Genomic DNA, 15,160 nt, shown 5'->3' on the forward strand with positions numbered 1-15,160 from the left:
AAATGGAATGACCGTAAGAAATTTATTATTTTGCAACTTAACTGGTTGCAAGGTAGCTTAAAGGTCTATTAAGGACGTTATAAATTAATATACAAGGGATTGAATATGATTAAGCAATACATGTCTGCCATGGGTGTCAAAGAAGAACAATATCAACATGGCGATTTTGAAGTCAATACGCCTATAGACGGTACAGTTATTGGCAAGATAACCTTAGATAGCGTTGATGAAGTCAATAATAAAATCCAAAACGCCAAAAAAGCGTTTAAGGAATGGCGCGTCGTTCCTGCCCCCAAGCGTGGTGAGTTGATTCGTCTGCTGGGTGAAGTGCTGCGCGAGCATAAAGAAGATTTGGGCATGCTGGTGTCGTTTGAGGCAGGCAAGATCAAAGAAGAGGGCCTAGGTGAAGTTCAAGAAATGATCGATATCTGTGACTTCGCTGTCGGCGTTTCGCGTCAGCTTTATGGCTTGACGATTGCCTCAGAGCGCCCAGGTCACCATATGCGCGAGACATGGCATCCGCTTGGTGTTATCGGTGTCATCTCTGCTTTCAACTTCCCTGTAGCAGTGTGGTCTTGGAATACAGCGCTGGCCATCGTTTGTGGTAACCCCGTAGTTTGGAAACCGTCAGAGAAGGCGCCTTTGGTTGCTTTGGCCTGTCAGGCCATGTTCGAAAAAGCCTTAGCAAAGTTTGGTGATGCACCAGATCATTTGTCTCAAGTGATATTGGGTAAGACAGATATCGGTAATGCCCTAGTTGAAAACAAAGACGTAGCTTTGGTGAGCGCGACTGGAAGCACGCGCATGGGTAGAGCTGTCGGGCCAAAAGTTGCAGATCGTTTCGGTAAATGCTTGCTTGAGCTTGGTGGTAATAACGCTATGATCTTGGCGCCAACGGCTGACTTAGATCTTGCGCTACGTGGCATTATATTTTCAGCAGTTGGTACAGCGGGTCAGCGTTGCACCACCTTGCGCCGTCTTTTCGTCCATGAATCTATCAAAGACGATATTTTACCACGCGTAAAATCAGCTTATGAGACTGTCAGTATTGGTCATCCGCTAGAAGGCAATTTGGTCGGTCCACTGATTGATGAAGACAGCTTCAATAACATGCAAGCAGCGCTTGAGAAGGCTCGAGAAGCGGGCGGTACAGTAACAGGTGGCGAGCGCGTATTAGCAGATAAATACCCTGATGCCTATTATGTCACGCCTGCCATTGTAGAGTTTGATGAGCAAAACGACGTTGCTAGAAGCGAGACTTTTGCGCCTATTTTATATGTCATGACCTATAAAGACTTTGATGATGCCATTGAGATGCAAAACGATGTTCCGCAAGGGCTCTCGTCATGTATCTTTACCAATGACTTACGTGAAGCTGAAACTTTCCTCAGCGATCGTGGTAGTGATTGTGGCATCGCTAACGTCAATATCGGTACTAGCGGCGCTGAGATTGGCGGTGCGTTCGGTGGCGAAAAAGAAACTGGCGGTGGACGTGAGTCAGGATCAGACGCATGGAAAGCCTATATGCGTCGTCAAACCAACACCATCAACTATTCAACAGAGCTGCCACTTGCCCAGGGTATTAGCTTTGGTTAATGCCAATCTGTTTGAGGATTGAATATTTTAGCTTTTGATTTAATTCTTAATTCTTATATAAACTTATCGAGTATAGATTTACTGAGTACAAATTACTGAGTACAAATTACTGAGTACAAATTGTTGGACATAAACTACCAAGCATACTCTGCGTATGCTTGGTAGGCTAATAATTATAAGCAATCAAGGATTGGTTGCAATACCCATTGACGACTACTAAGGAAGGTAGAATTATCATGATCGATGACAAACCGCATGACCCCGCTAATGATGGCTATGGTCCATCTTCTAGCTTCTTACTTGATATTGCCCCTCTAGTATTGACTGCCATGATTCTTATGGTGCAGTTTTTCGTATTTAAAGACTTTACCCCGCATATACCGTTGGCCTGTGGCATCTTAATCACTGGCTTATTTATGAAGATGCGTGGCCGTGACTGGCAGGGTATGGAGGAGCGGTTCTTAAAGGTTATTAAAATAGGCCTTCCAGCGATGATTATTCTAATGGGCGTCGGCATGCTCATTGGCTCATGGATTATTGCAGGGACAGTTCCGACCATTCTTTATTACGGTTTTAGTATTTTTTCTCCTTCCTCATTTTTATTTTCAGTTTGTATTATTTGCGCCATTATTTCTGTCGCAACCGGCACTTCTTGGGGCACAGTTGGTACGGTTGGACTCGCGATGATGGGCATCGGCATGGGGCTTGGTATTCCAGCCCACTTTACAGGCGGTGCTATCGTCTCCGGTGCTTTTTTTGGAGACAAAATGTCGCCATTGTCGGATACTACCAACCTAACTCCTGCTGCTGCAGGCGTTGAGCTTTGGGATCATATTAGAGGTATGCTGCCGACGACCGTCCCAGCAATGGTTACCGCCTTAGCACTCTATGCATGGATTGGCATGGGTTATGGCGATGACAGTATTGATTTATCTTCTATCCGAGCCTTACAAACAAGCCTAGCTGACAACTACAACTTAAGCATTATTACCTTATTACCCGCGCTTGTGGTTGTTATCGCGGCTGTTATGAAAATGCCAGCGATACCGACTGTCTTAGGCGGCGTTGTCGTGGCATCAGTTATTGCGTTTTTTCTACAAGGCGTTGGGGTCAGTGATATTTTTAATGTTTTACAAAACGGCTTTGTCAGCGAAACGGGTTTTGAGGTCGTTGATAAATTGTTATCAAAAGGCGGCGTCATGTCAATGACATGGGTCATTACTTTGACCATCTTTGCACTCGCTTTTGTCGGCTCACTTGAGCATTACGGCACACTGAAAGCCATCATGGCGAAAATAGATAAGGCCGTAAAGTCGCGTATTGGTTTAATTCTAACGACTTATGCCAGCGTCCTTGGCGTGGGTACTTTAATCGGAGACGTTTATACAACTTTGGTATTACCAGGTCGTTTACTAAAAGAGAAATATAAAGAGATGGGCTATAAGCGCACGACGCTAACGCGCTCTATCGAAGACAGTGGTACGCTATTGTCACCGCTGATTCCTTGGAACATGGGCGGTAGCTTTGTCGCAGCGACACTGGGCATAGCAACACTGACTTATGCACCTTTTGCTTTTGCGTGTTGGTTGTCGCCTTTATTTGGCTTGTTATGGGCGTTCCTTGACAAGTTTATACCGCGTGAAGAGCCCACTGTAGAAAAGCTCGACACAGCTACTTCAACTTCAATTAGTGACGTGTGATACGAAGGGAGTATGAGATGTTGCAAGAGCAATGTTTGTGGAACATAACTGCGCCCAATATTGACACCTACAGCCAGATGAGTAGCGATACTCAAGCGACTATTTGTATCATTGGAGGCGGTTATACAGGGTTATCGGCTGCGATTCATCTGGCCGAAAAAGGCGTCAAGGTTATCTTGCTAGAGAGTCAAACGATCGGTAGTGGCGGCTCAGGGAAAAGCGTAGGGCTAGTCAATGCAGGAACTTGGGCACGGCCTGATGACTTGAATATTGCTTTAGGTGAAGCGGCAGGTGAGCGTCTGACAGAAGCCCTTGGACAAGCGCCAAGCTTAGTATTTGACTTAATCAAGCGTTATAATATCGATGCACAAGCCACTCAAGCCGGTAATATCCACATGGCACATAATGCCAAAGGTGAAGTTGATGTCGATATCAGATACGAGCAACTAAGCCGTCGCGGTGCGAATATTGAGGTATTGACCGGAAGCAAATGCCATGAATATTGCGGTACCAAAAGTATCAATAAAGCACTACTAGATCATCGTGCTGGTACCATAAACCCGTTGGCTTATGTCAGAGGACTCGCAAAAGTAGCAACCAGTCTTGGTGTCACTATCTACGAGCATTCAGCTGTTGAAGCACTAGAAAAAGTAGATGGCCATTGGTACACAAGGACTGCTAAAGCCCGCGTAAAGTCTGAGCGTGTCATTATTGCGACTAATGCCTATACCGAAGGCGAATGGACAGAAATTACCAAGACGTTTTATCTGGTTTATTACTATCAGATTGCGTCTGAACCGCTTAGCGGAGAGGCTGCAGATCGTATTTTGCCATACAGAACAGGTGCATGGGACACGCGCTTAGCATTATCTAGCTTTCGTCGTGATGACGATGATCGCTTGTTATTAGGAACAGTTGGTGGTACCCAGCTTAAACCGAAATCCTTTTACCAATCATGGGCCAATGCTGTGCAAAAAAGCTATTATCCAGATTTGCCAGCATTTAAATGGCAGTATGAATGGACTGGTAGCTTTGGCTTTACGCAAGATCATATCTTTCGAGTGATGGAGCCCGATGAAGGCTTACTCACAGCAACGGCTTATAACGGACGCGGTATTACCACAGGCACGCTAATGGGCAAGTGTTTTGCAGACTATATACTGACGGGCAATAGAGACAGTATTCCATTACCATTTAAGACTTTAGAAGAAGCAAAAGTCTCTTTTGGAGGACTCAAATCTGGATTTACTGAAGTAGGATTGACGCTGTATCATGCGGGACAATGTTTAAAAATCATCAGATAAATTGATGAGCATCCCTGAAAGTCATATAAATTAGCAAAGATATTGATTAGTATCGATATTACCATTATGGTTAAAGCCAGACAGCATTTATGTTGTCTGGCTTTTTTCTTCTATTTTCATCATTCATAAGACAATTATATTTAAAAAAATGGACAATAACATGCAAGCGCCTAGCAATAAAAATTTCACTCATATGGCTAATGTGGCAAATACCAAAACATGGTTATTCGTCCCAGCGACTCGAATAGACAGAGTAAGCAAAGCCTTTGCCAGTGGTGCAGATGCTGTGATTGTGGATTTAGAGGATGCAGTTGCTCAAGAGGATAAAGCGCAAGCGCGCAAAGCATTACAAGGATACTATGATAGTGCAGACTATCAACCAGTTTGGGTACGAATTAATCAAGCAGGTAGTACTGATTTTGCTGAAGATATAAAAGCATGCGAGCAGATGCCCAATCTCGCTGGAGTCATACTGCCTAAAGCTGAACAAGCCACAGATATCGAATACATTCATCATTTAACCGGATTATCTGTCATTGCATTAATAGAAAATGCCATAGGTTTGCACCAAGTCGATGCTATGGCAAAAGCGTCAGGACTAATCGCGTTCAGTTATGGCTTTCTAGACTTATGCAATGATCTGGGAGTCCAAGTAGGGACGCTAGCGGCAGATATCGTCGCCAATCAGATTCGCTATCAATTAATCCTTACTTCAAAAATCAATCAGCTGTCGCCGCCCATTGATACGGTGTATCCCGATTTTAATGACACTGAGGGATTAAGCGCTCGCGTACAGCTGTGGTCGCAGATGGGCATGTCCGGCATGCTCTGTATTCATCCTAGACAAGTAGCTATTGTCCAAAACGCGCTTCAACCAACAGATGCTGAAATTGAGTTTGCTAGGCATGTTGTAGAAGAATATGAGCGCAGTGGACAAGCGGTGTTTAAAGTAGATGGTGAAATGGTCGATGCACCAGTGATTCAGCGCTGTGTGCAGCTGTTAGCTAGGTAGGTTGAGAAGAAAATTTGCTTTTTATCACACTTGTTATGTACAAAATTAGATTTACAATGTTTATGTATAAGCTACTTTGCCTATCGATATAACCACTTTTAATTTGAATTGGAGAACCCTATTGCGCGCTGTCAACTATAAGTATGTGATTGTTATCGTACTGCTGATGCTTGCCTTTGGTTTTGTGATATTCCGTTGGTGGCGAGGGCCGTTGTTGCCTAGTTACAGCGTCTCATCCATGCCACTGGTACAGACGGTGGTAGCGACCGGACGTGTAGTGACGACGTCACGTACTCAAGTAGGTAGTGAAGTAACTGGTGTGGTACTTGAGCGCTTGGTACAAGAAGGTGACCAAGTTGCAAAAGGAGATCTATTACTGGTACTAAGTTCAGATGGCGTTGCTGCTCAAGTGCGTCAAGCTGAGGCTGAGCTGGCTGAACTTGTGACTAGTACACGACCACAAGCCGTAGTGGATCTGTCCAAAGCAGAAGTGCAGCTAGCACAAGCACGTCGTAACGTAGCACGTCGGCGCGAGCTGGCAGCGATTTCGGCAATTTCAGATGAAGAAATGGAGCAAGCAAAGCAAGCGGAAGATCAGGCTCGTAATGATCTCGAAGCAGCACGCTTGCGAGCAGAAGCATTAGCATCTGGCGGCGTTGAGGAGGTTTTACTACGTGAGCGAATAGCGGCCTTGCAGGCGCAACTTGATAAAACTGAAGTACGTAGCGAGGTATCAGGGACGGTATTGACCCGTGATGTAGAGCCTGGTGATTTGGTACAGCCTGGTAGAACTTTATTTACCATTGCGCTCGATGGCAGTACGGAGATTGAGGTGTCGCTTGATGAGCGCAACTTATCACGGCTAGCATTGCAGCAAAGTGCAATAGGCGTCACTGATGCCTATCCAGACAAACCTTTTCCTGCTCGTATTAACTTCATTGCACCAAGCATTGACTCACAGCGCGGTACAGTCGAGGTTAGATTAAGCGTTGATCCAGTGCCTCAATTTTTGCGCCAAGACATGACTGTATCGGTAAACATCGAAACAGGTCGCCGCGAGCAGGCGCTAGTGATTCCAAATAATGCTTTAGCAAATGTCCAAGAGGATAATGCCCAAGTACTGCTATTGCATAATGGCAAAGTACAACGGCAGAAGGTAACTTTAGGCCTGCGTGGCTTGGCAATGTCCGAAGTTATCGAGGGTTTAAACGTTGGCGACCAAGTATTAGTTGATGCAACTTCATCATTGGCTGATGGCGCGCGAGTACGTACTGAAGTACAAGCAATGCCATTCTCTGAAAATAGCAATGATCCAAATAGCAACGTTTCAACTAACGATAATAATTCAGCTACCCGTAATGAACCAGCGGTGAAATTAAATTGAAAAATTTCTTCGGGCGACTATGGATTGAAGCAACCATTGCGATGAGCTTTTTGCGCGAAGGGCGTGCGCAGTCGTTAATGATTACCGTAGGCGTAGCAGTGGGTGTGGCTGTTATCATCTTTATTACGGCTCTGGTTCAAGGGTTGCAGTCTAATCTTATCGAAAATACCTTGGGCACTCAGGCGCATATTCGTTTGTTGTCACCGGATGAAGTCAATCGGGTAATTCCGCCTAAAGCTGGTACTGTACAGTTGGTACAAGAAGATAAACGCCCGCAGCGACTACGATCAATCAATAACTGGCAGCAGGTGACGACGACTTTGGATCAACTGCCCTTGTTGACGGCAGTGTCACCGACGGTATCAGGGCCAGCATTTGTCCGTCGCGGTGATGCATTAGAGTCGGTAGCACTTGTTGGTACCGACCTTGAACGTTACCAGAAAATCATTCCGCTGGAAGATTATCTCATTAGTGGCGAGCTGCGAGTAGGCGCTGATGATGTCCTGATTGGCAGCGAATTGGCAAAAAACCTAGGGGTACAAGTAGGTAGTAAGCTGCGCATAGAAACTGGGCAGCAGAATAATGCAGTGGTAAATATCGTCGGTATATTCGACTTAGGTGTACGTGAGTTAGATGCACGCTATGTCTACTTAGATTTGAAGCAGGCACAGTCGCTACTCAGTCTCCCAGGCGGGGTCACCGTAATTGATTTAACCGTCGCAGATATTTTTGCGGCAGAAGACATCGCCGCACAGGTAGGTCGCTTGACCTCATTGCAAGCAGAGAGCTGGATTGAGACCAACTCGCAACTGATGAATGCGCTTTCCGCACAAAGCCTATCTACCAATATGATTATTGTCTTCGTTGCTATCTCGGTAGCCTTTGGCATTGCGAGTGTGCTGTCCGTCAGCGTTGTGCAGCGTACTCGAGAGATTGGTATTTTACGTGCAACTGGCGCTACCCGTCAGCAAATCTTACGAATTTTTCTGATTCAGGGTGCAGTCTTTGGTTTACTTGGATCAATGCTAGGTAGCGTGGCCAGTTACGCTCTAGTATGGGTGTTTAATACTTTTGGGCCAGGTTTATTTTATATTCCAGTGTCTGCAAATTTGATCATGCTAGTCATGTTACTAGCGACGCTCACTGGTGTTCTGGCTGCTGCGATACCATCACGTCGAGCCGCTGCTCTGGATCCAGTAGTGGCTATTCGCTATGTTTAATCATGAGCCTAATACTATGTCTGACAATACATCTAATAACTTTCATAATTCTCATAACATTCATAACTCTAATAACCCTCATGAAGTCCTGCGTTTAGAGGCGTTGAAAAAATCTTATAATATTGGTCAGCCTAACGAGATTGAGGTATTGCATGGTATTGACTTACGCATTGATAAACATGACTTTGCTGCGCTGATTGGTCCCTCTGGCTCTGGGAAAAGTACGTTGCTAAACGTACTTGGTTTGCTCGATAAGCCGACCAGTGGTGAGCTCTATCTGTTAGGTCAGGCCACTAGTAATATGGATGATGCTGGACGTACTGCCTTGCGAGGCCATAGTATTGGTTTTGTCTTTCAGTTTCATCACCTCATTCAGGCATTTACAGCGTTAGACAATGTATTGATGCCACTGATGCTGATTCTAGGTCGGCCAGATAAGTTGACAATACAAAAAGCGCGTGACTTGCTGGCTGCGGTTGGGCTTGAGAAGTTTGCTGATACCAAACCGAACGAGCTTTCGGGTGGTCAACAGCAGCGAGTAGCCATTGCAAGAGCACTTATAACGGAACCTGCGCTATTATTAGCTGACGAACCGACTGGTAACCTAGATACAGTCACAGCTGCTGAAGTGTTTGAGCTGTTCCGTAAGGTCAATCGCGAACACGATTGTGGCGTGCTTCTGGTCACTCATGATCCACGTCTGTCGGCTTCCTGTGATCGCACCATCAATCTGGTAGATGGGCTGATTGAAAGTGATGCTTTGAATGGATAAACGCTAAATAAGATTAGTGGATACATTATTAGAAAATACCTTATTAAAGAATACCTTCAAATATACCATCAATGTACTTTTCTACCGCATCCGTATCACTGCTGACTTGCGCATAAGTTCTTAAACCCATTACCTGAATTTGAAAGTAGCGAGCCAGTTCAGCTGGATCTTTATTACTACTAATTTCACCATTATCAATGGCTTGTTGAAAAGTCTTAACAAAAGAGGATTCAACACGTTCTAAAATGCTTGTTGCGTGATTAAGCAAATCTGGACTATCGTTTTGCGTGAGCTCACCGATAGTTTTGACCACCATACACATGCCGCTAGGTGCAGTGCCTTTACTACAGACAGTGACGCTATGAATGAAGCGCTTTAGGCCAGCAAGCACTGTTTTTTCTTGGGTAATACTATTGGCGAGATTCGCAGCACCTTCTTCCGCATATCGATTTAATGCCTCTTTAAACAAATTGTCTTTATTACCAAAAGCGGCATAGATACTACCGGGGCGCATATCAACGACATCTTGCAGATTTCTCATAGAGGTAGCGTGATAGCCCTTTTCCCAATAGAGGTTTTTGGCTTTTTCGATGACATCATCACGATTGAACTTCGCTTGTGCACTCATAATTTTCACCTTAAAAGCTAGTATCTTATTAAAGATATGAGCTTATTAAAAATATAGTCTTAAAATCTGGAAAACCAAGTCACACTAATATTATTGGTAGCATTAATCCTAAACAACAAAAGCATAACCATTATAACGTGCTGTTAGGATAATTTTTTCTTGCGTGCTGTAGCTAGTCGCTGCAAAAAACTTATCCTAGCAGCCCTGTATTGGTGATAACCAGTTATTCTGGTTTTAGTGCCAACACTTTATCGATATCTGTCGCACTATGGCGATTTTCCAGCTGTTCCCATTCTTCACCGTGAGTGCGGTTAACGATGCGGCCACGTTGTACGGCTGGTCGCGCTAAGATGGCTTTTGCCCAGCGCTGCACATGGGTGTAATCATCGACCTGCAAAAAGTCCTTTGCCTCATACTGATTACCCAACACCAAATTGCCATACCAAGGCCAAGTGGCAATGTCAGCGATACTATAGTCATCACCAGCAATAAATTCATTTTTTGCTAATTGCTTATCGAGTACGTCCAACTGACGCTTGGTTTCCATTGTAAAGCGATTGATGGCATATTCAAACTTTTCGGGTGCATAAGCGTAAAAATGCCCGAAACCGCCCCCTAAGTAGGGCGCAGAACCATGTAACCAGAATAACCAGTTAAAGACTTGGGTACGTTTGCTGCCTTTTTCAGGTAACAAGACCCCAAATCTTTCAGCAAGATAAACTAAAATAGAGGCAGATTCAAATACCGCTTCAGGCTCAGTGCCAGAGTAATCAACGAAAGCTGGAATTTTAGAGTTAGGATTGATATCTACAAAGCCTGATGAAAACTGATCGCCTTCGCCAATATTAATCATATGGGCGTCATATTCTGCGTCTTTGCCTAATGCTAATAACTCTTCTAGCATGATAGTGACTTTTTGACCGTTAGGCGTGCCCATTGAGTACAGTTGCAAAGCATGTTTGCCTACTGGTAATTCTTTCTCATGGGTAGCACCTGAAACGGGGCGATTCACACTGGCCCACTTACCGCCACTCTCTGCATCATGCGTCCAAATTTTTGGGGGTACATATTGGTTTTCCATTATTATTCCTATTTTTATGTGTATTCTTATGTTTGGGGTTATTCGATGTTTTTGGCAAAGTTTTGTGGATAGAGGGCACGTGCAGCTACATCATCAAAGCCAGATTTGAACTGAATGTCTTTAGCAATATTGCGAGCCTTATCTATAGCAGGACGAGCGTTTATACTAGCAAACCAACGTTTAAGATTAGGGTAGTTGTCTAACCCTTCTTCGCCCAAGACAAACGTTGCCTTATCGACCCAGCCCCAAGCGGAGATATCCGCAATAGAATAGTCGTCACCAACCAGATATTCACGGCCTTCCATGTGCTTATCTAGCACTTCGTAATGACGCTCAGCCTCACGAAGATAGCGATTGATCGCATAAGGTATTTTTTCGGGCGCTTTATGTCTAAAGTGCACGGATTGACCGGAAAATGGGCCTAAGCCGGTCGCGACAAACATTAGCCATGAGAGCATTTCACCTCGATCTTCTGGCTTTCCTGCAAGCTGGCCTGTTTTTTCAGCCAAGTACATCAAAATAGCCGTCGAATCAAAGACACGGTTTCCATCATCTTCGATAGCTGGCGTTTTACCATTTGGGTTAATCGCACGATATTCAGGCGTATGTTGCTCACCTTTCATGGTATCTATTGGCATTAATTCGTACGCTAAACCCGTCTCCATTAAATAAAGAGCCACTTTCATAGGGTTAGGTGTTTGGTGAAAATAAAACTTAAGCATGTTGATATCCTTAGACGGCTCGAAAGGTTTAGGTGTTAGTCTTACAACCACTATAAAGAAAAATGAACGACCGTTCAAGTATAGTTTGAGTAGTTGTTTATATCATTGAAGTCAAATACAAAAGACCTCTTGCTAAGCAGACTAAGCAGATTTTTGTGGACGTAATAATAAGGCAAGTCCAATCGCTATAAAGGCTGCGATGCCAGACACCATATAACTGATACTAAAGTCTCCCGTGATTTCTGCGAGATAGCCTGCTGCCACTGGCCCAAGAGCCTGTCCGCCTGAAAAGGCAAAAGTCAGCGCCGCAAGTGCACTTGCCGCCGCTGCAGGCCCGAAATAATCGCCAGCGGAGGCCGCCATAATGACAGGAACGCTCCAAACCACTAAGCCAAATAAGATAATTGACAAGTAAAGCCCTAAAGTCCAATCAGTCAATCCAACCAGAAGATAAGCGATAGCAAGGAAGAAAAAAGCCAGCGCGAGACCAAGGCGACGTCCAATATGGTCAGAGATCCAACCAAAGAGCATGCCTGAAAAGACACTAAGCAGACCAATCCACGCCCAAATACCGCCCGCAGTCGCTTCACTCAGTTGATACGATCCAACCATGCTAGTCACGATAAAGGTCACGTAAACCATATAAGTGGCGCCATAAATGGCAAAGATAACGCCCAAATGTACGAGCAGCCTAACATTGCTACGTTCTAGCTTTTTCTTATTTTTGACAGGTGAGGTGGGTACACGTCCAAAAGGGTTTTGATTAACATCATCTGGATGATTGCGAATCAAAGTGAAGGTAAGCCAAGCCACTATGACATTAATAACTGCAAAAATGAGCCAACCCGTCTGCCAAGACAGTAGACCGGAGATGGGTAAGAGCTTTGGTACGACAAAGCCTGATAGAATAATGCCAAATCCAGGGCCAGCCATGACCAGTCCCAAGGCGAGCCCACGATGTGAAGGGAAAAACCAATGCGACATGACGCTCATCATCGGTAAGACCACGCCGCCGCTACCAATACCAGTCAATACGTAAAGTGCGCAGAGTAGGGGAAAGCTTGTGGTAAAAGCCATACCAAGCATAGAGACAGCGATTAAGAGAAGACTGGCCGTCGCCGTAGCTCGAGTACCAAATCGAGGTATAATGAGCGGGCTTAGCAGAACGGCAACGAGATATCCTATCAAGTTAGTGAATCCCAATATTCCGCTTTGAGTGTAATTTAATCCCAAAGAAGCCGACATAGAGGGTAGCAACATACCAAATGCAAATCGTCCTAAGCCAAGTCCACAGAACATCGCTATAGAGCCTGTAGCGGCTACAATCCAAGCATAATTTAACCCGCCTAGTCTGAGAGGAGGAGTGCTACCTTGGTCTTCTTGTTGAATGATTTCATTATGCATCACGAATCTCCAATAAGTCGAAGAATTCGAAAGTTCGTGATGCCCGTCATAATTGTATTTAGACCGAAGAAGAATACTTCCCTGTTGCAAGTTTTATCCATTTTACACTCATCCTTTTGTGCTTAATTTTTATAGGTCTTTCATCGACTGTTGCATGATATTGACATAAATAGCTTTCGCTCCTTGCTTAGTTACTTATGTCAGTTAGGCTATTCCAATCAGCTTTTTTGATATGGCAATCGATTATATTTCTATCCAATAGAAACGAGTATAACTTTACCTGAACGTTCGTTCAACCCGTATCTAAGTAATAAGTAAATAGTATTTAGGTAGATATAGTCAGTTCAATATAAAAACGATACAGCGGGACTGGTATAAGTTTTTCTTGCTTGCTATGCCTATGCAGACAGAGGCTACAAAAAATTGTACCAGTCCCGTATCATAACCTAACGTCTCTATTTTATTTGATATCAACTATAGTTGAAGTGATTTTATAAGCAGGTCTATTAAAGAAAATGCCAGCCCATCTAAGTGGCTGGCATTTTGACTGTTACTTTTTAACATTGTCTTTTTATCTAGCCGAGTCTTCTACTTAACTCAGGAAAGCGTTTTATCATAAATAGCATCAGTAATAAGGCCATAACAGCAATAGCTGCCCCAACATATCCTACGCTTGATAGCGAGAGGTGCGTCACCGCATAACCTCCAAATAGAGCACCCGTACCAATCCCTAAATTGATAATACCTGAAAACATCGACATCAGCATGTCTTGCGCATTAATATCGACCATGATGACTTTAGCCTGCATGGAGATAATAAGCAGCATGAGCGCAGCTCCCCAGAGTAAGGCATTCAGACTGAGTGCCCATATTGAGGTCACGACAAACGAAAGGGTAAGCATCGACAGTAGCATTAATATCGTCGATATCAGCATCAGCCTAGTATTAAATCTATCACCCCAACGACTGAATATCACACTACCTGCAATTCCTGCGACACCGAACAGCAGCAGGACAAAAGTAGCCGAGTTTTCGCTAACTGAGCCGACCTGACGCATGAAAGGCTCGATATAAGAGTAGGCGGTATAATGCGCTGTAAAGACCAGTAGGATGAGCAAATACAAACAGACCAATAACGGGTTTTTCAGTAGTTCTGGAATTTTTCTAAAAGAGCCTTCAAACATACTGGGCAATGTTGGCAATAGTCTCATTTGCAGCATAAATACGATAAAGGCAATACCGCCAATACCGCCAAATGTCGCGCGCCAGCCAAACCATTGACCGACCAAGCGCCCTAAAGGCACACCTAGCACCATCGCTAATGAGGTACCCGTCGCAAGAACGCTAAGTGCTAATGCCTTCTTGCCTTCAGGCGCCACGCGTATGGCGATCGCTGCTGTAATGGACCAAAATATCGCATGCGATAGTGCAATCCCTACGCGGCTAATGAGCAGTACATCAAAGCTCCACGCAAATACGGAGAGTACGTGACTGGCAATAAATACTGCAAACAATGCCAAGAGTAAGCTTTTACGCTCAAAGCGACTGGTCAGTAGCATCAGCGGCAATGACATGGCAGCGACAATCCAAGCATAAAGCGTCAACATCCAGCCAGTCTCAGCTGTAGTAATAGAAAAGTCTTGGGCAATGTCGCTTAATAAGGCGACAGGGACAAATTCTGTGGTATTCATGATAAAGGCACTGACGCCCATCAAAAATACTTGAAAATACTGAGTCCGGCGAGCATTTGAGCTCGCCTCAAGGTTGTGTTTCATAAGATCCAATACAAAGAAGGTATTAATATAAAAAGAGGGTTAGCCAATAGTAGGGTCAAACATGTTTGGTAATAAAAGTCTTTAACGATATAAGAGTGGCGAGGCAAGATACCAAGTCAAGGGCATTAGTGAAAGGGCGTTTTTGATAATGATTGTTAATAAGTGGTTTAGCGTTAGATGGTCAGTTCGAAATAAAATTGATACATCAATAATGTCGTGCTACTGGTATAAATTTTACTTGCTTGCTATGTCGTTGCAGGCAGAGGCTGCGCAAAATATATCCCAGCAGCACTGTATCGGTTTTAAAGCGAATCGGCTATATGTTACGGACTAACAATAATTCTAAAAAAGAAGCACACATATTAGTATTTATTTACTCTCATCTGATATGCTATCATCATTCAACAAACTATCGTGGGTTTAACAGCTTTGTCATTGCCAACCGCTATTGCAAGTTATCATAATTGCAATTAATGGTGACGTACAAACCTTGCAACTTCCAGCACGATATAAAACAATCCTGGTAAAGCGCATGAGCCTGTACTCCGACATCCTCATTTGT

The 15,160-nt window shown here is 44.2% G+C and carries 12 protein-coding genes; 7 read left to right on the forward strand and 5 right to left on the reverse strand.

Annotated elements, in window-relative coordinates:
• Positions 1-105: 105 nt before the first annotated feature.
• The 7 genes from AK823_RS05145 to AK823_RS05175 all read left to right on the forward strand — a co-directional run bounded on the left by AK823_RS05145 (position 106) and on the right by AK823_RS05175 (position 8,988).
• Positions 106-1,596, forward strand: coding sequence for an aldehyde dehydrogenase family protein (locus AK823_RS05145; protein ID WP_068326916.1), 1,491 nt, complete (start codon positions 106-108; stop codon positions 1,594-1,596).
• A gap of 236 nt (positions 1,597-1,832) precedes the next feature.
• Entirely contained in the window at positions 1,833-3,296 is a 1,464-nt protein-coding gene (gene nhaC / locus AK823_RS05150; protein WP_068035120.1) for a Na+/H+ antiporter NhaC, read from the forward strand.
• A 17-nt stretch (positions 3,297-3,313) separates the two neighbouring features.
• Positions 3,314-4,600: an FAD-binding oxidoreductase gene (locus tag AK823_RS05155; RefSeq protein WP_068035121.1), complete on the forward strand. Its 1,287-nt coding sequence runs from the start codon at positions 3,314-3,316 to the stop codon at positions 4,598-4,600.
• A 160-nt stretch (positions 4,601-4,760) separates the two neighbouring features.
• Entirely contained in the window at positions 4,761-5,612 is an 852-nt protein-coding gene (locus AK823_RS05160; protein WP_068326918.1) for a CoA ester lyase, read from the forward strand.
• A gap of 121 nt (positions 5,613-5,733) precedes the next feature.
• Positions 5,734-6,996, forward strand: a complete 1,263-nt coding sequence (locus AK823_RS05165; protein ID WP_068326921.1) for an efflux RND transporter periplasmic adaptor subunit — start codon at positions 5,734-5,736, stop codon at positions 6,994-6,996.
• Positions 6,993-8,216 (forward strand): FtsX-like permease family protein, encoded by a 1,224-nt coding sequence (locus AK823_RS05170; protein WP_082785642.1) that lies wholly within the window; start codon positions 6,993-6,995, stop codon positions 8,214-8,216. Before AK823_RS05165 ends, AK823_RS05170 begins: the two co-directional genes overlap by 4 nt.
• A 16-nt stretch (positions 8,217-8,232) precedes the next feature.
• Positions 8,233-8,988: an ABC transporter ATP-binding protein gene (locus AK823_RS05175; RefSeq protein WP_082785746.1), complete on the forward strand. Its 756-nt coding sequence runs from the start codon at positions 8,233-8,235 to the stop codon at positions 8,986-8,988.
• Between the two features lie 43 nt (positions 8,989-9,031).
• Here AK823_RS05175 and AK823_RS05180 read toward each other — a convergent pair whose 3' ends face one another.
• The 5 genes from AK823_RS05180 to AK823_RS05200 all read right to left on the reverse strand — a co-directional run bounded on the left by AK823_RS05180 (position 9,032) and on the right by AK823_RS05200 (position 14,598).
• A complete protein-coding gene (locus AK823_RS05180; RefSeq protein WP_068326927.1) occupies positions 9,032-9,616 on the reverse strand; it encodes a TetR/AcrR family transcriptional regulator in 585 nt (194 codons plus the stop codon).
• 223 nt (positions 9,617-9,839) lie between these two features.
• The gene (gene yghU / locus AK823_RS05185) at positions 9,840-10,700 is read right to left on the reverse strand and encodes a glutathione-dependent disulfide-bond oxidoreductase (RefSeq protein WP_228138933.1); all 861 of its coding nucleotides are present in this window, start codon (positions 10,698-10,700) and stop codon (positions 9,840-9,842) included.
• 35 nt (positions 10,701-10,735) lie between these two features.
• On the reverse strand, positions 10,736-11,419 hold the full coding sequence (locus AK823_RS05190) for a glutathione S-transferase N-terminal domain-containing protein (RefSeq protein WP_068326933.1): 684 nt from the start codon (positions 11,417-11,419) through the stop codon (positions 10,736-10,738).
• 141 nt (positions 11,420-11,560) lie between these two features.
• Entirely contained in the window at positions 11,561-12,823 is a 1,263-nt protein-coding gene (locus tag AK823_RS05195; protein WP_068326935.1) for an MFS transporter, read from the reverse strand.
• 575 nt (positions 12,824-13,398) lie between these two features.
• Positions 13,399-14,598 (reverse strand): sugar transporter, encoded by a 1,200-nt coding sequence (locus AK823_RS05200; protein ID WP_068326937.1) that lies wholly within the window; start codon positions 14,596-14,598, stop codon positions 13,399-13,401.
• Positions 14,599-15,160: the final 562 nt, after the last annotated feature.

It is taken from the genome of Psychrobacter sp. P2G3, from assembly GCF_001593285.1.
Classification (GTDB): domain Bacteria; phylum Pseudomonadota; class Gammaproteobacteria; order Pseudomonadales; family Moraxellaceae; genus Psychrobacter.